Source organism: Vibrio marinisediminis, from assembly GCF_014050145.1.
GTDB lineage: Bacteria > Pseudomonadota > Gammaproteobacteria > Enterobacterales > Vibrionaceae > Vibrio > Vibrio marinisediminis.
Genome location: NZ_JACFYF010000105.1, coordinates 1 through 330, shown reverse-complemented (window position 1 = coordinate 330; position 330 = coordinate 1). Strand labels below are relative to the sequence as shown.

The following is a 330-nucleotide window of genomic DNA, read 5'->3' as shown; positions in this document are numbered from 1 at the left end:
AACCAGCTCATAGCCTTCGGCTTGGAACCTTTCCGCGACAACCTTTTCGAGAGCCTCGAGCCGCGCAGCCTCCGCAGGGTCAGGGCCCAAGGCGGCAGTTTGCAGGGACGTATCGAGCATGGTCAGCCCGAAGAAGGCCACCTTGTCCTGCGCCGCCGCGCTAGTCGTCCAGAGCAAGGTGACCAAGAGGATCTCTTTCATGTCCCTGTTCTTAAAAAATAAGAGTTACGTGTGAGGATCTGACTGTTAAGCTTTGAAGGCAACCACGCCAAAGGTATCGGCCTGGGACCGTTCGGACCCGAGAAACCAGGGCAAGAAGAAACCTGGTGC

At 57.0% G+C, this 330-nt stretch carries 1 protein-coding gene; it reads right to left on the bottom strand.

Translation table 11 applies throughout. The annotated features are described in order from the left end of the window. The coding region (locus H2O73_RS23560; protein ID WP_182110744.1) for a DUF2380 domain-containing protein at positions 1–201 on the bottom strand (201 nt) is incomplete at its 3' end. Between the last annotated feature and the right edge of the window lie 129 nt (positions 202–330).